Source organism: Streptomyces soli (assembly GCF_003999195.1).
In the GTDB taxonomy this organism is placed as follows: domain Bacteria; phylum Actinomycetota; class Actinomycetes; order Streptomycetales; family Streptomycetaceae; genus Actinacidiphila; species Actinacidiphila soli.
In genome coordinates, this window is record NZ_RJVR01000172.1 from 1 (window position 1) to 19977 (window position 19977).

Here is a 19977-nt window from a genome sequence, read left to right on the forward strand (position 1 = left end):
TCACGGGCCGCCAGTGCTGTTGGTGCCGGTATCCGGGTTCGTCATGGTGAGAGCCTGGACGATCTGGTCGGGGCACCACCCTGCTGGAGAAGGGGGAAACTCATGCGAGAGCGCTATCACGAGGAACTTGACGCCATGCACTTCCAGCTTGTGGCGCTGGCGGTGATGGTGACCGACGCGATGGGTCGCGCGACGACTGCGGTGGTCAGCGGTGACCTGGGTGCTGCCGAGGAAGTGATCAGCCAGGATGCTGTGATCGATACGGTCCGCGACGACCTCGAAGTCCGCGTGGTGTCCCTCCTGGCTTGTCAGCAGCCGGTCGCCACCGACCTGCGTACGAGAAGACGACGCTCTTGTCGCGGCGCAGCGCGAAGTGGCCGAGCGAGTCGCGTCCGCCGTGCCGGGCCAGCAGCTCACGCAGCCGGGCCTCGTCGCCTTCGGTGAGGCATGCGACGGGGAGTTCGGGGCGCAACGCGAGGTAGAGGGTGGTCGCGGCGGTGAGCAGGCCGAGCGCGCCGAGCGAGTAGCCGACGGTCCAGGAGGCCCGGCCCGTGTAGTGGACCGGGCCCTCGATGCCGACGAGTCCGTACAGCACGTGCTGCAGCCGGTCGGTGAAACCGGGTTCGCCGACGACTTTGCGCGGGTGCGAGCTGACGATGACCATGCCCAGGAAGACGCTGCCCCCGCCCAGCAGCACGAGGTTGGCCAGAGCCATCCACCGGCTGCGCGGGTCGGGAAACGCGACGAACTCGCGGCGGTGGCGCAGCAGCAGCGCGAGCAACGCGAAGGAGAGCAGCGCGCCGAAGAGGGAGTGCCGGTAGAGGAACTGCGCCACCGCGCCGGCGGGCAGCAGAACGACGGCGGCCGTCCAGGCCCGCCGCTTGCGGCGCCGGAGCCCGTGCGCGAGCAGCAGGAGCAGCACGCCGGCGGAGACTGCGAGAGCGGCCGCGAACGGGCCGAGCGCACCGGGCAGCACCTCGGCCAGGGAGTGCATCCGGCTGCGTCGGAAGCGGGGGAAAACTCCGGCCGCGATGTCCAGCAGTCCCATGAATGCGCCGGCGGTGCCGACGAGTGCGGGCACTTTCTCGGGATTGGGTCCGCGCAGCAGTGGATGCAGCCGTCCTGGCTGCGCCGGAACATCACCGGACCTTGCGCCATCTCTGGTGACAGACATCGCTTCCTCTGGCTCCATCGAGGAATATCACGGCAGCCTGCCGCGCCATCCGGGCAAGGGCACCTGGGAGGGCAGAAGGCAACTTTCCGGGTCCGGGTTCCGCCAGGGGCGGGTGGTGTGCTCAAGGCGGCGGTGGGCACAGTGGTGACGTTGTCAGCCTCGATCCTCCCCGAGCGGCCCGCCCTGCGGCCATGCCGGCAAAGCCCTCGTCGGGCGGCCGTGGTGACACCCTGCCATCACGGCGCACTCAGCCGGTTCGACAGCCAGTCCAGGGCTGAAGGCACCTCGCGGTTCCAGGTGTTGAAGTTGTGGCCGCCACTGTCGAGGATGATCGACGAGACGCGCAGCGGGGGTGTGGCCTTGGCGATGAAGGCCTGGGTGTCCTTGTAGTTACCCTCGCCCTCCTTGCTGCTGGCCAGGAGGACGGACACAGCAGGCATGGGCCGGTTGTCCAGACGCCACAGGAGGTTGTTCTCCCGCTCCAGCTGCCTGCTTCCGCCGAAGAGATCGCCGGTGGTCACGTCCTTGGGAGCCTTGTACGAACCGGCGAGGCCGGCTGCGGCCGAGAAGGCCTGCGGGTTGCGCATCGTCATCTTGACAGCGCAGTATCCGCCGGTGGAGTAGCCGATCACCCCCCAGCCGCGGGCCTGTTCGCCGACGCGGTAGTGGGAGGCGACGGCCGCGCGTAGGTCCCTGGTGAAGAAGGTCTCCGCCTGCGGGCCGCCGGGCACGTCCACACACTCCGTGTCGCGCGGTGGTGCGACGGTCGGCCGCATCATAACCAGGATCGTGGGCCGCATGGTGCCTGCGGCGATGTGCCGGGTGGCGGTCTGCGGGTAGTTCAGCCGCGTGATCAGGTTCTCGGCCGTCCCCGGGTAGCCCGTCAGCACGACGGCAGCCGGGAACCTGGTGCGGGCATACCGCGGCTGGAAGTACTGCGGCGGCAGATAGACGTAGGCGGGCGCCGTTATCCGGGTGCTCTCGCCGTTGATCTGCACTTTCTCGATCAGACCCGCCCTTTGCGGGTTGCCGCCGCCCGGTACGCTCACGCCCTGCATGCTGCGCACCTGGAGTTGCTGGAAGGCGTGCGTGGCACGGTCCATGACCACACCCATGGCCTGGTCGCTGCCGGACAGGTCCCTCCAGGAGCTGTAGAAGCCGAAGAAGAAGTTGGCCGCCAGGCCGCTCGCCGCGACGATCGACAGCTGGGTCGCCAGCAGCATCCCGATCCGCCCGAGGATCGACGGTACGTTGCGCCGGGCGAGCCGCGGCCATAGCCATACGGTCACGGTGAACAGCAGCAGCGCCGCGACGACGGCGAGCAGTAGGACCTTCTTGCTGGTGAGACCCATGGTCGGCTTCCTGGGAAGGGCGACGCGGCGGCCCGTGTCGCGGCGGAAGAGGTAATGAACGTGGCCGAGGGGGGCGGCCCGTCCGCGGGATGGCCGTGGGGCTGTTGATCATCGGGACGGGGGTCGCGGAGGTTGGGGTGCAGTGGCCCATCGGGCCCCCCATCCGGCGGAGGCCATCGCGCCCTGCGCGGGGCTGCACCACCGTTTCCTGCTCCGCCTCCCGTGCGCTCGGCCCGGCCAGTTGCCCTGGGTTGCGCAGCGGCTCGACGAGCAGGGTGCGTCGGGATGAAGCCAGTCGGCCAGCGGCCGACGACGCCACCACGCCGTTCGTCTTCATCCCCTCATGTGCCACTTCTGTCATGGATCCGGGGAGGGGTGCACCCCGTGCGGCTGGGCCATGCCTCGCGCTGGGAAGTCAGCTAGATCGGCTGGTAGGAGACGGAGAAGCTGCGGCTCTTCGTGAAGCCCGGGCACCGCCAGGGGGCGCCGGTGCGCACGACGGCCGGCCCCTTTCGGCTGTGTGTCCACCGCCCCGGCCCGCCCTGCACCACGCGCAGCGGGCCGGGGCGGTCGCTAGGCGACCTCCTGCAGCTGCTTGATTTCGGCGACATGGGTCTTCATGATCGCGTCGGCGAGCTTCCTGGCCGCGGGGTTACGGCCGTCGTACCACTCGTCCTTGACCATGGTGGTCGCACCGTTGTGGTGGGCGGTCATCATGTCGGCGAACTTGTGGTCGAAGTCGGTGCCCCTGGCGGCCGCGAGGTCCTTCATGTCCCGGTCCGACATCATCCCGGACCTCCCGGACGCACCGTCCACACCGGGCGTGCTGTTGGAGGGCGACTGCGGCTTGCCCCAGGACTTCAGCCAGGCACGCATGGTTTCGATCTCGGGGCTCCGAGTCTTCTCGATAGCGGCGGCCAGGTCCTTGACCTTTTGGTCGGACGCCCGGTCCTGGGCCAGCTTGGCCATCTTCACGGCCTGCTGGTGGCGCGGGATCATCATCTGCGCGAACCTCACGTCCGCGCCGTTGAAGATATCCGGGGCGGGGGACGTGGTGGCGATCTGGGATGCGGCGGAGCCGCTCTTCCCGTCCTTGGTGCCCGCCGTCCGTCGCTGCCGCAGGCGGCGACCAGCAGACAGCCGGCGACGACGGCTCCCGCCACCGCCAGGTGGCGGTGCAGGGGCCGGAAGAGGGGACGCTTGACGTCGCTCATGTTTTTCTTCACCTCGTGTTGTCGGTTCTGCGGATGGGGGTGTCTGAGCGTGTACGCGGCAGCGCTTAGCCGGTCTTTCAGTGGTCTGCGGCGGGGGTGCCTGGGGGGCGGCTGTTCTGCTGGGGGACGGTGGGGTGCCGTACCGGCCAGGGCGCTGGGACGGGGCGGGCATGCGCCGCGGCTGGGGTGGGGGATGCCGCCCTGTACTGCCCGGCTTGCCGTTCGATGTCGTCCAGCTGTTGCTCGAAGGTCACCGTCAGGTGATGCCGGTATTCGGCCAGGCGGGTTTGGAGAAGGGTGAGTTGCTGTTCGAGTGCGAGGCGGGAGTTGTTCAGACTCTCTAGGGCGGAGTGCGCCTCGGTCAGAGTCTGTTCGGCGCGGCCTCGGACCTCGCGTGCCACGCTCTCGGCTTGCGTCCGGGCTTGGGCCAGGATCCTTTCCGCTTGGGTGTGTGCGGCGTTGATCGTCTGGTGGAGGGTCTGGTCGGCGGGCGTGACGGCGCGTGCGGGGGTGCCGGTCTGCGGCATCGGGTGCGTGCCGGGGGCTTGCGGGGCCCGCGTGCGGTGCGCTCGCAGGGTGTTGATCTCCTTGTAGAGCCGGTCAAGGGTGTACTCGACGTCGTGCAGGAAGGTGTCCACTTGGCCGAGGTCGTAGCCCTCGCGGAGGCGTACGGTGGTGAACCATTTGTGGTGTACGTCGTCCGGGGTGAGCAAGGTCTTTTCCTGTCCGGGAATCGCGGGGTTGCGATCCGGAGCGCCGGTCTGTCCGGCGGTCTTTTCCGGGGTTTCCTTGTCGTCTCTGCAGGCGTCGCCCACGGTTCGTTCCCTTTCTCGATGTTTCCTGGGGCCTGTTGATGGCTGGTCAGGGGTGTCAGTGGGTGCTCAGGAGAAGGGCGCACATGGTGAGGGCGGTACCGGCGGCGGTCGCCACGTGCCAGCCGGCCAGCTGGCCCTTCTCCTTCTTGCGGGCGACGAGTTGGAGACCGATGACGGCGATCCGCAGGATCACTCTGGCGACCAGGGCCGGCGCCACGGGGAGGGCCGCGGGGGGCAGCGGGCTGACCCCAGGGCGTTGGGTGTCACGGCCCGGACGTGGTGCGGCTGGCCCAGGCCCGGTAGGGGATGTCCGGTCGGTGATGACGCGGCTGACGCCGTAGCGGGTTGGGCGCCGGGGGTGTTGGAGTTGTCATAGACCGCCACCCCGGCGGTTCTCAGTCGATCGGCTTGTAGTAGAGGGAGAAGGCGCGGTTGCGGCTCGGTCCATGGGCGAAGCCCAGGACCAGCCACGGACCGCCGGAGCGCACGACGGCCAGGCCCTCCGGCTCGCGCGGAAAGAGGCTGCTCGCGGTCCGCTCCAGTACCTGCTGGACGACGCGACCGGTGCGCAGGTCGATGCGGTACAGGCGGGTGTTGCCGGGCCGGGCGGGGTTGCCGGGGCCGTAGCCGGTGCCGAGCAGCTGATAGGCGTAGTCGCCGTATAGGGTCATGCCCTGGAAGGGCAGGTTCAGGCTGTTCCTGGGCTGGGCGAAATCCGTGATCGGCTGGAAGTCGCGGGCCGCGAACTTCGCGGCGTCATACAGTGCGAGGCGCGGCACCCCCTGCATCTTGTACCGCAGCAGCAGCCGTCCGTGCGCCGGATCGAGGGCAGCGGTGTTGCTCGTGGAACCGGGTACGGGTCGGTAGGTGGACAGCATGCGGCTGGTGCGGGTCAGCACCTTGCCGGGGACGAAGCGGAAACGGGCGATGCCGCGTCCGTGGCCGGACCGGGTGGGAGTCCCACTCGGTCCACACCGTGCCGGCGGCGCGCGCCGTCTCCTCGACACCAAACGCAGCGCCGTGGCCGAAGCCCTTGAGGTACATGTAGCCGATGAGGACGCCGCTCATGGACAGCTGGTCCAGGCACAGATCGCCGCGCATCGCACGCTCGGCATGGCTGTAGGCGCGTTTCTCGCCCGGAAGCCTGATGCCGTCCTCCATGACTTGGAGTGCGTACATGCGGCCGTGGCGCTCGTCGAAGGAGAAGGACTGCAGCACCGTCGAATGGTTTAGCAGCCCGCGGCGGATCCACGGCCGGCCCTGCGCGCGCAGGTCATCGGCTGGCTGCGGCGCCGGGCGATCGGCGGCCCGGGCCTGGGCCCCGCGGGCGGTCAACGCGGCCGACAAGGCAGCCGCCGCACCAAGTCCGATTACGGCTCTACGCGCGGGCATTGCGCCGCCGTACGCGTTCATGGCTGTGTCCCTTGCCTTTCTTCGCGGGTCGAAGGAGTCGCTGTCCCTGCGAGCGGACGGCCCGTCCCGCACTGTGCGGGGCGGGCCGCGGTGGGTGCTACCGGCTCAGCGCCACGGAACGGCGTTGAGGTTGCGGACGTGGACGTAGCGGGCTGAGACGTAGCCCCGGTGGTCGGCAAGCTTGTACCAGCGGCTGTTGCCCAGGACGCTGGTCCCGCGCGTCTTGTAGGAGATGTGCTCCAGGGTTCCCCGGCGCAGGTGGCCGATGACCCGGTAGCCGGTACCGGGCCCGGAGCGGATATTGATCGAGTGGTGGCTCACCACACGGCCGTGGGGGTAGGCGGTGCCCCTCGCGTGCCGGGTGGGTGTCCAGGTCTGCGGCGGCGTCGTCTGCCACCTGGGCTCTGGGTGATGGCAGGTCGCCGCGGTGGTGGGGGTCGGCGCGGCCTGGGCTGCCGGAGCGGCCAGCAGGACCACTCCGGCGGCGGTGCCGGTGGCCAGTGCCGTGGCGATTCGCTTCGCGATCATCCCGATGTCTCCTTCTCTCTGCGGCATCGCCCTCTCCGGCCCGAGCCGGTAGGTGCCGGGCCCCGAATGCCCGACTTGCGATGTTCACGCTGAGTGTCTGTCCTGCTACGCAATCACTTAAACAGTTGCAGAACTATTCATCTTTTTCTGACTGGTCGCGCCCGCCTAACCAAAGGATCGACGAAGGAGGGTTATGGTCGACATGTGAACAGACGTCAAAATGACGCGTCGAGGTGAAGGTGGATGGTGATGGATCCGCAGACGCAGACACCGCCCGCGCAGGTCGACCCGCGGGTCGATGCCCTGCGCCGGGTGCTGCCGCCGGAGGACGCGGTGGCCGATCTGGCGCAGATCTTCGGGCTGATGGCCGACGCCCGTCGGCTGCGGCTACTGCTCACCCTCCTGGAGGGCGGGGAGACCTCCGTCGGCGATCTGGCGGCAGCCACCGGTCAGGGGATGTCCGCGGTCTCGCACTCCCTGCGGCTGCTGCGCATGCGGCATGTCGTGGACGTGCGCCGCTCCGGGCGCATGGCCTATTACCGACTCGCCGACTCCCACGTACGGCTCATGCTCGACATCGCCCTTATTCACATCCAGCACGCCCCGGACGACCCCGCTCAGGCCGGACCGGGACGCACCACACGTGCGCACGATGGCGGCGTGCAGGACGCCGAGCCGCAGTAGGCGACCACATGGGCGGCCCACACGCCCCGGTCACACGGCAGCGGCGGAGTAGGCGGTCACGGACCCACCAGCCCGGTCGTGCCCGGTCCGCCCTCCGTCACAGCCGGGCCGCCCATAGCGGGCGGTGACCGATGCCCTGCCCCGTCCGCCGGGGCGCCGTTGCCGGCTCGTGAGCGTCGGCGGAGACAAGCTGCGGACACTTCACGGCACTCTGCGCCGAACGCAGCGGCGGGGTCTAGGAGGGACGACTGGCGAGCGGGTGATCGTCCGAGCGGCCTTGGGCGCGCACGAAGGTGGCCACGGCCCGGCCGGAAGGCATGCTGATCTCCGGCGGTGTTGAAGGGCGCGGGCAGCAACCGCCGCGCCCGGCCCACACACCGGGCAGAGGGTGGCGGCCAGGCCCGGTCAGCAGCGCAGGATGGGCCGGGTATCCGGCCGCGCCTCACCCGGCTCAACTTCAGCCGCTACGGGAGAGGTTGACACCGTCGGTACCGGGCGGGCACCGACGGCGGCCGCACCCTTAGCAGGCAGCACGTCGTCCAAGGCAGTGGATCGCCTGACGGCCATGGCCGCCGGGCAGGGCGCCCCAAGAGTCTGGTCGCGCCCGGGGTGTACCTCCCTCGCCACAGTGGCCGCCCAAGAGACCTCCGGGCCGGCTGCCGCCCCTGACCCCACCAGCGCGACCGGGGCAGGACCACGGGGGCAGCCCAGCTCCGCAATGTCCAGATGGAAGGCTCCCTGAGTCAGCAGGGCGTGCAGTACGGCGAAGCCTGCCAGCACCAGCGCCAGGGCGCCCCACCGGGGAAGGCCCCGCGAGCCGGACAGCGAGCGTGACGGCGTGCGCATCACTCGCCTCCCCTCCGTCGCGGCTCCTGACACGATGATCGGCGCAATGGAGGCACGGCACACACACCCTCACCCGAATGCAGCAGGCCATCACCCTTGTGGGGGGAACAGGGGCCGTCGCAGACACGACGCACGCGCCGGGCGCACGCCGGCCCGCAGGCCGGCAAGCACCCGGCCTCGTGTCTGCCGCCCCACGACCATCAGAGCCTATGTGGCGCCGCATCCTGGTCGGCGGCGCCAACTCCGGCACCAGATCGCCGCCGACCTCGTCCCACCACCCACCTGCACGCCTGGCCCCAGCGGCAGGCCCGGGTCAGCTTCGAATGCGCCACGAGCGGAGTGCAGTGTCATCACTTCCAGGGCCCGCTCCTGCACGACGTCCTGTGCGCCGCCGAACCCGACTTCGACCCGGCCCGCCGCAAGGACCGGCTGCGCTTTCTCATCTCCGTCACCGGCGCTGACGGCCACCACGCCCTGCTGTCCTGGGGCGAGATCGACCCCGACTTCGGCCGTGCCCCCGTCCTGCTCGCCACCGAGATGGACGGCGTCCCGCTCGACCGCCGGGGCCCGCAACTCGTGCTCCCCCAGGACCGCTGCGGGGCCCGGCACATCAGCGCCATCACCGCCATCCGCGTCGAGGCTCACGTACGGTCGGGGGCATGACGGACGAAGCCACGCGCGTGGCGCGCCTGCTGGAGGCCCAGGGCAAGGCCGCCGAGCTGTTCGCCGCGATCGAGGACCGGGGCCTGGTCGCGGCGGGCGAGGGCGAGCGGGCGGTCAGCGACCGTATCCGTGATCTGGCGAACGAGATGTTCGGCAAAACGCGTCACTGGCACAAGCGGGTCGTGCGGTCCGGCCCGAACACCCTCCTGCCGTACCGGGAGAATCCGCCGGACCGGGTCATCGGCGCGGACGACATCGTCTTCGCCGACTTCGGCCCGCTCTTCGAGGAGTGGGAGGCCGACTTCGGGCGCACCTTCGTCCTCGGCGACGACCCGGTCAAGCACCGGCTGCGCGACGACCTGCCGAGGATCTTCGCGGCCGGCCGCCGAGCCTTCGAGGCCGCCCCCGACATCACCGGCAAGCAGCTGTACGCCGAGGTCGAGCGGCTGGCCGCCGACGCCGGATGGACGCTGGGCGGCTGGCACGCCGGGCATCTGGTGGGCGAGTTCCCCCACGAGACGATCGACGGCGCCGACGTCGAGTCGTACGTCGCACCCGGCAACGACACGCCGCTGCGGCGCACCGACCGGGCCGGCCGGCGCTGCCACTGGATCCTGGAGATCCACCTCGTCCACCGGGAGCACGGCTTCGGCGGCTTCCACGAGCAGCTGCTCGACCTCGGCTGACCTGCCTCACCCGTGGCCCTAAGGCCCTGTCTGACACATCCCGCCTCCCCCGCGACGCTCCCCCCAGCCTGGCGGCTGGTGGGGGTCCTCCCCCGCCACGCTCGCTGCGTTGTCGGAGTCGCCCGAGTAGCCCACTACGAGGGCGACCCCCCGGCTGAAGGCTGGTGGGGGTCCCCCCGGACGGAGTCTGGGGGAGAGTGCCCCCACCGCCTTGCGATCACACGCGCCAGACGCCGCGGGGCCCGCCCTGCGGGCGGTCGACGCTATCTGTCAGACAGGGCCTAGGATCCGGAGCATGCAGTCCTACACCATCGGTCAGGCCGCGCGGCTGCTCGGCGTCAGCCCCGACACGGCCCGCCGCTGGGCGGACGCCGGACGGGTCCCCACGCACCGGGACGAGGCGGGCCGCCGACTGATCGACGGCCCGGATCTCGCCGAGTTCTCCGCCGAGCTCGGCAAGAGCGGGAACACGGACGAAACGCCTTCCCACACCTCGGTCCGCAATGCCTTCCCGGGCATCGTCACCGCCATCAAACTCGGCGATGTCGCTGCCCAGGTGGAGATTCAGGCGGGCCCCCACCGGCTGGTCTCGCTGCTGACCCGCGAAGCCGTCGAGGAACTGGGTCTGGAGGTCGGCATGGAAGCCACCGCCCGGGTGAAGTCCACCAACGTCCACATCGACCGCACCACCTGACGGCTGACGCTCAGGCGGCAAGTTCGGCGGGGACCGCGGCGAGGGCCTCCTGAATGGCGGCGACGAGCTGCCGGGCGGACTCCGCGGTCAGCTCCAGCGCGACCCGGGCCGAGGGGCCCTTGGACGGATCGGCGAAGTCGATGTTCAGGGTGTGGTCGGCCATGGCGTGGACGGGGTGGTCGAAGTACACCGTCACGTCGGACACGTGGAACCAGGAGCTGCCCGGTCCCTTGGCGCTGCCGTCGACGGAGCCCTTGATCGTCGTGTAGGTGCACATGTTCAGCCTCCCAGGTGCTTGGCGTAGAAGGCGGTGATCCGCTCCCAGCCGTCGTTGGCCGCAGGCACGTTGTACGCGGGGCGGTCCACGGAGAAGAAGGCGTGGCCGGCGCCCTCGTAGCTGTGGAACTCGAAGTCCTTCCGGTGGGCGGACAGGATCTGCTCCAGCTCCGCCACCTGCCCGGGGCTGGGGTGCGTGTCCTCCGCGCCGAACAGGCCCAGCAGCGGCGCACGCAGCCCGGGCAGCTGGTCGACCAGGTTGGTGACCTTCAGCGGGAAGCCCTCCGGCGGGGTGCCGGTGACGAAGGCGCCGTAGCAGTCCACGGCGGCGTCCACGTCCTGGTTGCAGGCCACCAGTACGGCCTGCCGGCCGCCGGAGCAGTAGCCGATGACGCCGACCTTGCCGTTGGAGGAGTCGAGCGCACGCAGGTGGGCCACGGCGGCGGCGACGTCGCCGAGCAGACGGGGGTCCGGCACTCCGCCGTTGGCCCGGGAGACCGCGGCGGCGTCGTCGGGAGCCGCGCCCGGCGCCTCGCGGAAGTGGAGGTTGGGGCAGATCGCGTCGTAGCCGAGTTCGGCGAATCGACGGACGATCTCCTTGGTGGCCCGGTCGTAACCGGGCATGTGGTGGATGACCACGACGCCGCCGCGCCGCTCGTCGCCCTGCGGGCGCGCCAGGTACGCCTCGATCTCGTCGCCGTCGTGGCCGCTGATCCGGACCGTTGTCGCGGTAAGGGAATTGCTCATAGAACACATAGTAAGCCTTGACTGAACAGTTTAAACTGTGGATTGTGACGAGGACCCATGACGATCCGGCGCGTCTCGCCGCCGAACTGCGCGCCTGCCTGGGGCCGCTGGTCCGCCGGCTTCGCCAGGTGCACCTGCAAGGCGAACTCACCCTGTCGCAGACCTCGGTGCTGGTACGGCTGGACCGCGAGGGCCCGGCGACAGCGAGCGAGCTGGCGGCCGGCGAGGGCATCCGCCCCCAGTCCATGGGCACGATCGTCTCCGCGCTGCGGGAACGGGGCCTGGTGGCCCGCGACCAGGACCCGGACGACGGCCGCCGGGTTGTCATATCGCTGACCGACGCGGGGCTGGAGGCGCTGCACGGGATCCGCCGGGAGAAGGCGCGGCGCCTGGCCCAGGCCATAACCGAGGAGCTGACCCCGGCCGAGCGTGAGCAGCTGTCCGCAGCGATCCCCCTCCTGGAAAGGCTCGGGCGTCGTGTCTGACCACACGGAGATACCCAAGATCCCCGGGGGCGTCGAGGCGGGAGCTCCTCCGGCGGACGGCGACACGACCGGACCGCTGCCCGACCGCTACAAGTGGGTCGCGCTGTCCAACACCACGCTGGGGATGTTCATGGCCACCGTGGACGCCTCGATCGTGATCATCTCCATGCCGGCGATCTTCCGTGGCATCCGCCTGGACCCCTTCGCGGCCGGGAACATCAGCTACCTGCTGTGGATGATCATGGGCTACATGATGGCCCGGGCCCGGCGCCGAGTCCGCCCGTCAGCAGCTCGGCGCCCTCGCCGCCGAGCGAGGCCGTGGGATGTTGGACGTGCCGTAACGGACCGTGCCTCGGGGTGAGGTTTCACGTTCACCTGCGCGCAAGTTCCATGGCTCCTTATAACGGCTAACCCGCGATTGCGGCGGCGATGGAGTACTTGCGCAAGGCGGGTGATGGTGTGCGCGTGACGCACGGACTGCGCGTGCTGTCGGTTTACGAGGGTTTCTTCTCCGGTGGAGCCCGCATTCTGCACAGCGATGTCGTACAGGGACTGCACGAGGGCGGTCAGCACCACCGGGTGCTGAGCATGCACGGCGAGGTGCATCGCGAGGCCACCCGGCAGCCGATGCAGGAGGACGCCTGCTACCGGTCGCTGACCGCGGCCGGGGTGGAGGTCACCTCCCTGGGCCGGAGCCTCGGCCCGGCCGACGACCCGGCGGTCTTCACCGGGCCGGAGCTGGCGGCGACGGCCAGGGCGACGGCGGCCGCCGACGTCATCCTGTCCCTGAAGGAACAGCCGCTCGGCCTGCTCAACCAGGCCGGGCTGCCGCGCAGACCCGTCGTGGTCTGCCTGCACCGCTCCGATCCGGAGAACCAGGGCCCCGCCCTGGACGAGCTGAAGGCCGCCGTCGCCGACGGCAGGATCGCGGCCTGCGTCTGCTGCGCCGAGTCCACCCGGGCCGCGTACCAGGCCGCCGGGATTCCGGCCGCGCTGCTGCACGTCATCCCGAATGGCGTGGACCTGCTGCGCTTCCGCCCCCACCCCGCCCGCCGGGCCGCGCTGCGGGCGTCGCTGGGCATTCCGGGGTCGGCGCCGGTGGTCGTCTTCGCCGCGCGTTACGCCGCGATGAAGGACGTACCGCTGTTCCTGCGGGCCGCCGGCGCGTGGCTGCGGCGGGAGCCCGCCGGGCACGTCCTGATGTGCGGGGCCGGCATGACCCCGGCCAACCCCGCGTTGGGCGCCGACATCGCGGCCGCGTTCGGCGGCGGGCCGGGGCTCCCCGACCGGCTGCACCTGCTCGGTGTGCGGTGCGACATGGAGTCCGTCTACGCGGCTGCCGACGTCGTGTCCCTGACGTCCGCCTCGGGGGAGGCGGCGCCGCTGTGCCTGATCGAGGGCATGATGTGCGGCGCCGTCCCGGTCGCCACCGACGTCGGTGACTGTGCGGTGATCGTGGCCGGGCACGGCATCGTCACCCCGCCCGACCCCGAGACGATCGCGCTGGCCTGGGCCGACGCCACGCGTCGCGGCACCGAGTTCGCCCCCGCGCTGGCGCGCAGCCGTGAGCGTTTCAGCCGTACGCGCATGATCGCCTCGTACGCCGCACTCATCGACCGCGTACACCGGGAGGCGAGGAGGGCACCCCTGCCGGAGGCGTATCCGGGCTGACTGAGGCTGACTGATCATCAGCTCCCTTACAGCGGCGGCCTGTCGCGATCGACGCCCGACCGGGACAATGGGCTCGGCAGTCCATCGAACCGGCTGCCGGGCGGCGCGGCCGGTCACTGAGGTCGGGGGAGGAACCGTGGCGAGACGCGCACGGGCGCAATGGGGGCTGGTACGGGAGAAAGCACTGTTGATCAGTGCGCTCCTGCTGGTCTCCGGCAGCTGGCTGTACATCGCGACGCTGGCCAAGGCCGGCCCCGGCGGCCCGACCTCGGAACAGTACTGGAACCTCATCGGCAACACCCTGGTCCAGGCCGGCGCGGTGGCGCTCATCCTGGACCTGATCAACCTCAAGCGCTACGCCACCCAGGAGATGGTGGGCGCACTCCTCTCCAACGAGGAGTATCTGAGCCGGCTCAGCACCCTGGAGCAGGAACGTCACCTCAAGCGCACCGTCCAGGCGCGCTTCCCCAACGACGGCGGCACGGTGCAGGCCGTGGAGTGGCTGGTGGCGACCCTGACCGCGCCGCCACGCAGCAGCTACCGGGCCGAGATCGAACTGTCCGACCAGCCCGCCGAGGAGCGGTTCTCCGACTCCGCGCCGCCCCTGCCGGACAGCGTGCTGCGCATCAAGGCGTCCTTCACCTACCGCACCGACGCCAACACCTCCCGCCGCCCGGTACGGATCAACGGCGACGGCGTGATCCACTCCCAGCTGATCCCCATCCCGGCCAATACCGAACTCACCCGCCGCTTCCGGGCCGGCCGGCTGCAGGAGGAGGACTGTCTGGTCTGGGTGCGGCATGTGCTGCAGCCGAGCATCAAGGTGGTGCTGCCCAGCCACTCCGTTCCGCTGCGGATCGAGCCCGACATCGGCGGCATCTCGCTCAGTGAGAGCTCCAACGGGACGCTGTGGCTGGAGTTCGACGTCACCTGCCAGCAGATGCTGATGCAGCCCGGGGAGCAGGCGTGGGTGACGTACACGCACCGGCAGCTGTGCAACCGGCAGGACAACTATGTGTGGCGGTCCTCCGCGCGGACCTACGACTTCTCCTTCCGGGCGATCGGCTTCCGGGAGTACCAGCTGATGCCGATCGCCAACCTGGCGTCGCAGTCGACGGTGAGCCAGCTCGACGTGCTGAACGACGAGATCCGCTGCTCGGGGATGATCCTTCCGGAGTCGATGTTCGCCTTCGCCTGGAGCCCGTGGTCCGAGGAGCAGATGGCGGGGCAACGGGCCGTAGGACACCGGGAATGGACGGCCCCGCTGCCCGGGCCGCCGATTCCGGAACCGCTGCCGGATTCGAACGGACGGGTCGACGGGCAGGGGGAGCCGGATGAGCTGGCCCAGCCCGATCCGGTGTGACGTCGGCCCGGCGGTCCGGGTGCCTCAGCCCTCCGAGGCGTACAGGTCGCGCCACTCCTCGCGGGGGCGCACCACCCGGTGGCTGCCGCCCTCCACCGCGATCTCCGGCGGCCGGCGGTTGGTGTTGTAGTTCGAGGCCATGACCATCCCGTACGCCCCCGCGTCCAGGAACGCCACCAGGTCTCCGGGGACCAGGTCCGGCAGCTGCGCGTCCTCCGAGAAGGTGTCGGTGGACTCGCACACCGGGCCCACCACCTCCGTCGGGCCCGCCGACGGCGCTTCCCGTACGGGCAGGATGCGGTGGACCGAGGTGCGGTACAGGGCCGGGCGGATGAAGTGGTGCATGCCGGTGTCGAGGACCAGCATCCTGCGGCCGGGGCGGTGCTTGCGGTACAGCACCCGGGCCACCAGCACCCCGGCGGGCCCGGCGATCGAGCGGCCGGGCTCCAGGAACAGCTCGAGGTCGTCGCGCCCGCGCAGCAGCGGGGCGAGGGCGGCGGCGAACTCCTCCGGCCCCGGCACGCTCTCGCCGCCGTGGTCGATGGGGAAGCCCCCGCCGATGTCCAGCCGGCGGAAACCGGCCAGGCCGGCCTGCTGCCCGTACTCCAGGACGTCCAGCAACACCTCGGTGGCCCGCACCATGCCCCCGGGCTCCGGCACCTGCGACCCGACGTGCATATGTACGCCGACGGGCTCGAGGTCCGGGTACCGGCCGGCGACGAAGGCGTCCACCAACTCCCGCGCCTCGTCGGTCGGCACGCCGAACTTGGCGCGCGCGCTGCCGGTCTGCATCGGCGCCAGCGTGGCCACGGTGACGGCGGGATTGATCCGCAGGCCCACCCGCACCCGGCGCCCCATTGCGGCGGCGGTGCGCTGCAGCGCGTCCAGTTCGTCGGCGGACTCCACGTTGACCAGCACGCCGTGGCGGACGGCGAGCAGCAGTTCCTCGTCGGTCTTGCCGACCCCCGCGAAGCTGGTACGGGCCGGGTCGGCGCCCACGTCCAGCACCCGGCTCAGTTCGCCGCCGCTGACCACGTCGAAGCCGGCGCCGAGCGCGGCCAGCCGGGCCAGGACGGCCTGGTTGGAGTTGGCCTTCACCGAGTAGGAGACCGACCCGCCGATCGGGGCGAAGGCCTGCTGGACCCGGACCAGGTTCGCCGCCATGGCGTCGAGCGAGTAGACGTAGGCGGGGGTACCGACACCGGCCACGACCTGGTCGAGTGGCAGCCCGTCCAGGCACAGGATGCCGTCGATGTAGCGCACCGGCGTGGTGTGAGCGCGTGAAAGGGTGGGTGAAGCGTCCACGGAGTCCCCTTCTCCCCTGGGAAGGTCGGGCTGAGCATCGGTTCGCCGACGATGATTGTGACAGTACGCCACATCGTAGGAGCCGAGAGGATGTTGAAGGCTTCTGCCCGCCGGGACACGCTTGAACTGGCCGGACGGCCCTGTCCCACCCCCCATGACAAAGGTCCCCCGGGCCGTCGTCCGGGGGACCTCCTGTCCTGCGCGGTGATCGTCAGCCGAGGGTCGCGATGGCCTCGTTGAAGATCTTCGACGCGCGCATGACCGCGGACGCCTTGGCGGCGTCCGGCCGGTAGTAGCCGCCGATGTCGGCCGGCGAGCCCTGGACCGCGATCAGCTCGTCGACGATGTTCTGCTCCTGCTCGGACAGCGTCTTGGCGAGACCCGCGAACGCCTCGGCCAGCTTCGCGTCCTCGGTCTGCCGGGCCAACTCCTGGGCCCAGTACAGCGCGAGATAGAAGTGGCTGCCGCGGTTGTCGATGCCTCCCAGGCGGCGGCTCGGCGACTTGTCCTCGTTGAGGAAGGTGGCCGTGGCGCGGTCGAGGGTGTCGGCGAGCACCTGGGCGCGCGCGTTGCCCGTGGTCTGCGCCAGGTGCTCGAAGCTGACCGCCAGCGCGAGGAACTCACCCAGGCTGTCCCAGCGCAGGTAGTTCTCCTTGACGAGCTGCTGGACGTGCTTCGGCGCGGAGCCGCCGGCGCCCGTCTCGAACAGGCCGCCACCGTTCATCAGCGGGACGACGGAGAGCATCTTGGCGCTCGTACCGAGCTCCAGGATCGGGAAGAGGTCGGTCAGGTAGTCACGCAGCACATTGCCGGTGACCGAGATCGTGTCCTCGCCCCGGCGGATGCGCTCGAGGGAGAACGCGGTCGCCTCGACCGGCGAGAGGATCTTGATGTCCAGGCCCTCGGTGTCGTGCTCGGCCAGGTACGTCTTGACCGTCTCGATGAGGACCGCGTCGTGCGCACGGCCCTCGTCCAGCCAGAAGACGGCCGGGTTGCCGGTCGCGCGGGCGCGGGTGACGGCGAGCTTGACCCAGTCCTGGATCGGCGCGTCCTTGGTCTGGCACATGCGGAAGATGTCGCCGGCGCCGACCGTCTGCTCCAGTACGACGGTGCCGCTGCCGTCGAGGACCCGCACTGTGCCCGTGGTGGGGATCTCGAAGGTCTTGTCGTGGCTGCCGTACTCCTCCGCCTTCTGCGCCATCAGGCCGACGTTGGGCACCGAGCCCATCGTGGACGGGTCGAAGGCGCCGTGCGCACGGCAGTCGTCGAGGACGACCTGGTAGACGCCGGAGTAGCTGCTGTCGGGGAGGACGGCGAGCGTGTCCGCCTCCTGGCCGTCCGGGCCCCACATGTGGCCGGAGGTGCGGATCATCGCCGGCATGGAGGCGTCGACGATGACGTCGCTCGGGACATGCAGGTTGGTGATGCCCTTGTCGGAGTCGACCATCGCGAGGGCGGGGCCCTCGGTGATCTCGGCCTCGAAGGACGCCTTGACGCTGTCGCCCTCGGGCAGCGACTCCAGGCCCTTGAGGATACCGCCGAGCCCGTCGTTCGGGGTCAGGCCGGCCGCGGCGAGGGTCTCGCCGTACTCCGCGAAGGTCTTCGGGAAGAAGGCCCGCACCACGTGGCCGAAGATGATCGGGTCGGAGACCTTCATCATCGTGGCCTTCAGGTGCACCGAGAACAGCACGCCCTCCGCCTTGGCCCGGCCGATCTGCGCGGTGAGGAACTCGCGCAGCGCCGCCACGCGCATCACGGACGCGTCCACGACCTCGCCCGCGAGCACCGGCACCGACTCGCGCAGGACGGTGGTGCTGCCGTCGTCCCCCGCCAGCTCGATGCGCAGCGAACCGGCCTCGGAGATGACGGCGGACTTCTCGGTGGAGCGGAAGTCGTCGGCGCCCATGGTGGCGACGTTGGTCTTCGAGTCGGCCGTCCACGCGCCCATCCGGTGCGGGTGCGCCTTGGCGTAGTTCTTGACCGACGCAGGGGCGCGGCGGTCGGAGTTGCCCTCGCGCAGGACCGGGTTGACGGCGCTGCCCTTGATCTTGTCGTAACGCGCGCGGACGTCCTTGTCCTCGTCGGACTTCGGGTCGTCCGGGTAGTCCGGCAGCGCGAAGCCCTGCTGCTGAAGCTCGGCGATGGCCGCCTTCAGCTGCGGGATCGAGGCCGAGATGTTCGGCAGCTTGATGATGTTCGCACCGGGCGTCTTGGCCAGCTCACCCAGCTCGGCGAGCGCGTCGTCGATCCGCTGGCTCTCATCGAGGTGCTCGGGGAAGCTGGCGATGATCCGCCCCGCCAGGGAGATGTCGCGGCTGTCGACGCTGACCCCCGCCGTTGAGGCGTACGCCTGGACCACTGGCAGGAAGGAATACGTCGCCAGGGCCGGGGCCTCGTCAGTGTGCGTGTAGATGATGGTCGAGTCAGTCACCGGTGCTCCGCTTCACGTCTACATCGTCTTGATATCAAGATATCTCTTGTTCGGCCCTCCCGGACACCCACCCCCGCATCAATGCCGGGAGGGAAGGCAAAGCCCCAGGTCAGTGACCTGGGGCTGAGCCAGGACCGGGCGGGTGGCGCCGACGGTCAGGCGCTGAGCAGGCGGTCGAAGAAGGACCGGTACTGCTGAAGGGCCAGGCGCAGATCCTCGGTGGCCACCTCCTCACCGCGGTGCCACTGGCCTTCCAGCCCGTGTTTGTGGTCGGCGAAGGTGGTGGCCAGCAGTTGCATGGCCTCTGCCACGAGCCCGTCCGCCGCGCGCACGGAGCTCTGGGGGTCGTCGACGAATCCCACCTGGATCTCCTGCCACTGCAGACGCAGGTCCTCGGCCTGCTTCGCCTCGAGGAGCGGCGCGGAGTCGGGCTCCGGCTTCGCATCCGGCTTCGACTCCGACTCCGACGCGGACGGCTCGCGCTCGCCGGCCGGGGTGTCCCTGAGGTCGGTCCTCGGTGCCACCCGGTCGGTGTCGGAGACGTCGGTCACGTCGTTCTTCGCGGGCTCCCGCGATGCTTCTGTCGCTCCTGTCTCGTCCTTCCTGTCTGCCTTCTCCCTCTCTCGTACCTCGTCCGTGTCGGTCCTTGCGATGTCCTCGGTGGACAGACCCTCTCGGGTGGGCCTGACTTCTCTGCGCATGGTCCTTTTCACCTCCGTTGCGCAGTCGCGCACTCAACGGCTCCCAGTAGACGAAGCCGTGCCGTCCTCCAGTAGCTCCTCGAACAGCGCGCGGTAGTGGACCATCGCGCTCCGGAGCTCTTCCGTCGAGGTGTCCCTGCTGCCGACGCGCCCGTTGATCTCATGGGCGATGCGGTAGTGCTCCAGCGTCTGGGCGTGTTCGACCGACAGGTCCCGCTTCTGCTGCTCGTAGCCCTCGGTCGGGTAGCCGCGCTCGCTCATCAGCGTGGTCACCAGCTGATCTGCTTCGCCCACGGCCTGGTCGGGGCCGTCCACGAAGTGCTCCTGCACGTTGATCCAGTCCCGTGCGTAGCGGTCCCGCACGGGCAACGGCAGTGGCCTGATCTCCAGGTCCTCGTGCCGCTGTTCCCTGGCGCTCAGGTCACGCTCCGCCGCTCGGCGGCTGCTTTCCGCCTCGACGGTGCGCTCGTACTCCGGGCCGAACCGCTCCTGCAGATGCCGGCGCCGGATCATGGTCCGCGCGGCCATCGCGGCCAGCGCCACGACGACCACGGCGGCCACGACGATGATGACGATGAGGGTTGTCGACATCACTCCTCCCTAGGTCTGACAAATTCCGTGTACCCCCACAAAACGGAACACAACATGGCGAAGGCATTTCATCCGGGTGGCGTCCGCGGCCACGGGTACGAGGTCGGCGCCCGGCATGAGGGCGCGGATGCGTGCGCCGGACTCGATGCCATGGCCGGGCGCCACACGGGGGCGGCGGCCCGCGCGATCGGCCACGGCGGTACCAGGCCGGTGGCGCGGGCCTCCGGCACGTACGCGGCAGGATGCTCCTATGGTTGTCAAGCCGCAGGAGCGAGGTTGGTTTGAGGGATTCGTTCTGTTGGTGTGGTCGTCAGGGCTCGGTAGACCTCGCGGGCGAC

At 70.1% G+C, this 19977-nt stretch carries 21 protein-coding genes and 2 pseudogenes; 9 read left to right on the forward strand and 14 right to left on the reverse strand.

Annotated elements, in window-relative coordinates; translation table 11 throughout:
• Positions 1–180 precede the first annotated feature (180 nt).
• Positions 181–444, forward strand: coding sequence for a PhoU domain-containing protein (locus tag EFK10_RS53260; protein WP_407647080.1), 264 nt, complete (start codon positions 181–183; stop codon positions 442–444).
• Here the strand turns inward: EFK10_RS53260 and EFK10_RS14835 are convergent.
• The 8 genes and pseudogenes from EFK10_RS14835 to EFK10_RS14865 all read right to left on the reverse strand — a co-directional run.
• Positions 326–1174, reverse strand: a pseudogene (locus EFK10_RS14835) (phosphatidylglycerol lysyltransferase domain-containing protein); the annotation flags it as partial. The gene EFK10_RS53260 and the pseudogene EFK10_RS14835 sit on opposite strands and share 119 nt — an antisense overlap.
• Positions 1175–1410: 236 nt before the next feature.
• Positions 1411–2526, reverse strand: coding sequence for an alpha/beta hydrolase (locus EFK10_RS14840; RefSeq protein ID WP_127356165.1), 1116 nt, complete (start codon positions 2524–2526; stop codon positions 1411–1413).
• Between the two features lie 573 nt (positions 2527–3099).
• Positions 3100–3543 (reverse strand): DUF305 domain-containing protein, encoded by a 444-nt coding sequence (locus tag EFK10_RS14845; RefSeq protein ID WP_240677228.1) that lies wholly within the window; start codon positions 3541–3543, stop codon positions 3100–3102.
• A gap of 274 nt (positions 3544–3817) precedes the next feature.
• Positions 3818–4555, reverse strand: a complete 738-nt coding sequence (locus EFK10_RS52640) for a DivIVA domain-containing protein (protein ID WP_322973336.1) — start codon at positions 4553–4555, stop codon at positions 3818–3820.
• A gap of 55 nt (positions 4556–4610) precedes the next feature.
• A complete protein-coding gene (locus tag EFK10_RS47420) occupies positions 4611–4772 on the reverse strand; it encodes a hypothetical protein (RefSeq protein ID WP_164836006.1) in 162 nt (53 codons plus the stop codon).
• A 178-nt stretch (positions 4773–4950) separates the two neighbouring features.
• Positions 4951–5334, reverse strand: a complete 384-nt coding sequence (locus EFK10_RS14855) for a hypothetical protein (protein ID WP_127356166.1) — start codon at positions 5332–5334, stop codon at positions 4951–4953.
• Positions 5312–5968: a phage baseplate protein gene (locus tag EFK10_RS14860; protein WP_127356167.1), complete on the reverse strand. Its 657-nt coding sequence runs from the start codon at positions 5966–5968 to the stop codon at positions 5312–5314. Before EFK10_RS14860 ends, EFK10_RS14855 begins: the two co-directional genes overlap by 23 nt.
• Before the next feature lie 105 nt (positions 5969–6073).
• Entirely contained in the window at positions 6074–6496 is a 423-nt protein-coding gene (locus EFK10_RS14865) for an SH3 domain-containing protein (RefSeq protein WP_127356168.1), read from the reverse strand.
• Positions 6497–6745: 249 nt separating this feature from the next.
• Between EFK10_RS14865 and EFK10_RS14870 the strand changes: the two genes are divergently transcribed.
• The 4 genes from EFK10_RS14870 (at position 6746) to EFK10_RS14885 (ending at position 10069) form a co-directional block, all read left to right on the forward strand.
• Positions 6746–7180, forward strand: coding sequence for a metalloregulator ArsR/SmtB family transcription factor (locus tag EFK10_RS14870; protein WP_127356169.1), 435 nt, complete (start codon positions 6746–6748; stop codon positions 7178–7180).
• A gap of 1128 nt (positions 7181–8308) precedes the next feature.
• A complete protein-coding gene (locus tag EFK10_RS14875; protein WP_127356181.1) occupies positions 8309–8689 on the forward strand; it encodes a molybdopterin-binding protein in 381 nt (126 codons plus the stop codon).
• A complete protein-coding gene (locus EFK10_RS14880; protein WP_127356170.1) occupies positions 8686–9375 on the forward strand; it encodes a M24 family metallopeptidase in 690 nt (229 codons plus the stop codon). Before EFK10_RS14875 ends, EFK10_RS14880 begins: the two co-directional genes overlap by 4 nt.
• 295 nt (positions 9376–9670) lie before the next feature.
• Positions 9671–10069, forward strand: a complete 399-nt coding sequence (locus EFK10_RS14885) for a TOBE domain-containing protein (RefSeq protein WP_127356171.1) — start codon at positions 9671–9673, stop codon at positions 10067–10069.
• 10 nt (positions 10070–10079) lie between these two features.
• Here the strand turns inward: EFK10_RS14885 and EFK10_RS14890 are convergent, their stop codons facing one another.
• Together EFK10_RS14890 and EFK10_RS14895 are read right to left on the reverse strand one after the other, a co-directional pair.
• Complete coding sequence (locus EFK10_RS14890; RefSeq protein ID WP_164836007.1) at positions 10080–10346, reverse strand: DUF6295 family protein; 267 nt, start codon at positions 10344–10346, stop codon at positions 10080–10082.
• A 2-nt stretch (positions 10347–10348) separates the two neighbouring features.
• Positions 10349–11092: a dienelactone hydrolase family protein gene (locus EFK10_RS14895; protein ID WP_127356172.1), complete on the reverse strand. Its 744-nt coding sequence runs from the start codon at positions 11090–11092 to the stop codon at positions 10349–10351.
• A 44-nt stretch (positions 11093–11136) separates the two neighbouring features.
• Here EFK10_RS14895 and EFK10_RS14900 point away from each other — a divergent pair, with 44 nt between their 5' ends.
• The 4 genes and pseudogenes from EFK10_RS14900 to EFK10_RS14915 all read left to right on the forward strand — a co-directional run bounded on the left by EFK10_RS14900 (position 11137) and on the right by EFK10_RS14915 (position 14611).
• On the forward strand, positions 11137–11577 hold the full coding sequence (locus tag EFK10_RS14900) for a MarR family winged helix-turn-helix transcriptional regulator (protein ID WP_127356173.1): 441 nt from the start codon (positions 11137–11139) through the stop codon (positions 11575–11577).
• A 76-nt stretch (positions 11578–11653) separates the two neighbouring features.
• A pseudogene (locus tag EFK10_RS48660) lies at positions 11654–11842 on the forward strand (MFS transporter); the annotation flags it as partial.
• 218 nt (positions 11843–12060) lie between these two features.
• Complete coding sequence (locus EFK10_RS14910) at positions 12061–13248, forward strand: glycosyltransferase (RefSeq protein ID WP_127356183.1); 1188 nt, start codon at positions 12061–12063, stop codon at positions 13246–13248.
• Positions 13249–13384: 136 nt separating this feature from the next.
• Positions 13385–14611, forward strand: coding sequence for a hypothetical protein (locus EFK10_RS14915; RefSeq protein ID WP_127356175.1), 1227 nt, complete (start codon positions 13385–13387; stop codon positions 14609–14611).
• 24 nt (positions 14612–14635) lie between these two features.
• On the opposite strand, the gene lysA is transcribed toward EFK10_RS14915, so the two are convergent.
• The 4 genes from lysA to EFK10_RS14935 all read right to left on the reverse strand — a co-directional run bounded on the left by lysA (position 14636) and on the right by EFK10_RS14935 (position 19639).
• Entirely contained in the window at positions 14636–15916 is a 1281-nt protein-coding gene (gene lysA, locus EFK10_RS14920; RefSeq protein ID WP_164836008.1) for a diaminopimelate decarboxylase, read from the reverse strand.
• 211 nt (positions 15917–16127) lie between these two features.
• Positions 16128–18347, reverse strand: coding sequence for an NADP-dependent isocitrate dehydrogenase (locus EFK10_RS14925; RefSeq protein WP_127356177.1), 2220 nt, complete (start codon positions 18345–18347; stop codon positions 16128–16130).
• A 155-nt stretch (positions 18348–18502) separates the two neighbouring features.
• On the reverse strand, positions 18503–19048 hold the full coding sequence (locus tag EFK10_RS14930; protein WP_127356178.1) for a hypothetical protein: 546 nt from the start codon (positions 19046–19048) through the stop codon (positions 18503–18505).
• A 33-nt stretch (positions 19049–19081) separates the two neighbouring features.
• Positions 19082–19639, reverse strand: a complete 558-nt coding sequence (locus tag EFK10_RS14935) for a hypothetical protein (RefSeq protein WP_127356179.1) — start codon at positions 19637–19639, stop codon at positions 19082–19084.
• Between the last annotated feature and the right edge of the window lie 338 nt (positions 19640–19977).

Excerpts from the sequence above, each read along its gene's own strand:
- EFK10_RS14880 (WP_127356170.1), top strand. The coding sequence starts at position 8,686 with ATGACGGACGAAGCCACGCGCGTGGCGCGCCTGCTGGAGGCCCAGGGC.
- EFK10_RS14935 (WP_127356179.1), bottom strand. The coding sequence starts at position 19,639 with ATGTCGACAACCCTCATCGTCATCATCGTCGTGGCCGCCGTGGTCGTC.
- EFK10_RS14870 (WP_127356169.1), top strand. The coding sequence starts at position 6,746 with ATGGATCCGCAGACGCAGACACCGCCCGCGCAGGTCGACCCGCGGGTC.
- EFK10_RS14840 (WP_127356165.1), bottom strand. The coding sequence starts at position 2,526 with ATGGGTCTCACCAGCAAGAAGGTCCTACTGCTCGCCGTCGTCGCGGCG.
- EFK10_RS14895 (WP_127356172.1), bottom strand. The coding sequence starts at position 11,092 with ATGAGCAATTCCCTTACCGCGACAACGGTCCGGATCAGCGGCCACGAC.
- EFK10_RS14885 (WP_127356171.1), top strand. The coding sequence starts at position 9,671 with ATGCAGTCCTACACCATCGGTCAGGCCGCGCGGCTGCTCGGCGTCAGC.
- EFK10_RS14865 (WP_127356168.1), bottom strand. The coding sequence starts at position 6,496 with ATGATCGCGAAGCGAATCGCCACGGCACTGGCCACCGGCACCGCCGCC.
- EFK10_RS53260 (WP_407647080.1), top strand. The coding sequence starts at position 181 with ATGGGTCGCGCGACGACTGCGGTGGTCAGCGGTGACCTGGGTGCTGCC.
- EFK10_RS14860 (WP_127356167.1), bottom strand. The coding sequence starts at position 5,968 with ATGAACGCGTACGGCGGCGCAATGCCCGCGCGTAGAGCCGTAATCGGA.
- EFK10_RS14930 (WP_127356178.1), bottom strand. The coding sequence starts at position 19,048 with ATGCGCAGAGAAGTCAGGCCCACCCGAGAGGGTCTGTCCACCGAGGAC.
- EFK10_RS14890 (WP_164836007.1), bottom strand. The coding sequence starts at position 10,346 with ATGTGCACCTACACGACGATCAAGGGCTCCGTCGACGGCAGCGCCAAG.